At 79.6% G+C, this 393-nt stretch carries 1 pseudogene; it reads right to left on the bottom strand.

Annotation, left to right across the window (positions count from 1 at the left end):
• Nucleotides 1-393, bottom strand: a pseudogene (locus tag EAD96_RS00015) (hypothetical protein); the annotation flags it as partial.

Here is a 393-nt window from a genome sequence, read left to right as displayed (position 1 = left end):
CAGCGGAGGGTACGCCGGCCGCTGCCCTCCTCGATCACCGCGAGGTACGCCGACGGACTCGTCCAGTCCACCGTGCCGGCGGCCAGCAGGTCGGCCGACGGGGCGAGCGGAGCGGCCACCGTCACCGCCGCGCCGCCCAGTGCCCGTAGCCGGGCGGGCAGCGCGGCCAGCCGGGCGGCCTCGTCGTCGGTGAGCGCCCGGGGCTGCCCGGGCCGGCCGCCGAGGGCGTCCACCGGATGCAGGGTGGGCCGGTCGGCGCGGGTCAGGTCGACGGTGACGGGTGTGCCGTCGGCCAGCCGGCCGGTGAGCCGGTGCAGGCGGGCGTCCGCGTCCACCCACAGCGTCGGCGGCGGGTCACCAGCCGGTGCGAGGGGCGCCTGGAGCACGTCCACC

Source organism: Micromonospora sp. BL1, assembly GCF_003667485.1.
Classification (GTDB): domain Bacteria; phylum Actinomycetota; class Actinomycetes; order Mycobacteriales; family Micromonosporaceae; genus Micromonospora; species Micromonospora tulbaghiae.
Note: the sequence above shows the minus strand (reverse complement) of the source record. Positions and strands in the feature narration are given on the sequence as shown.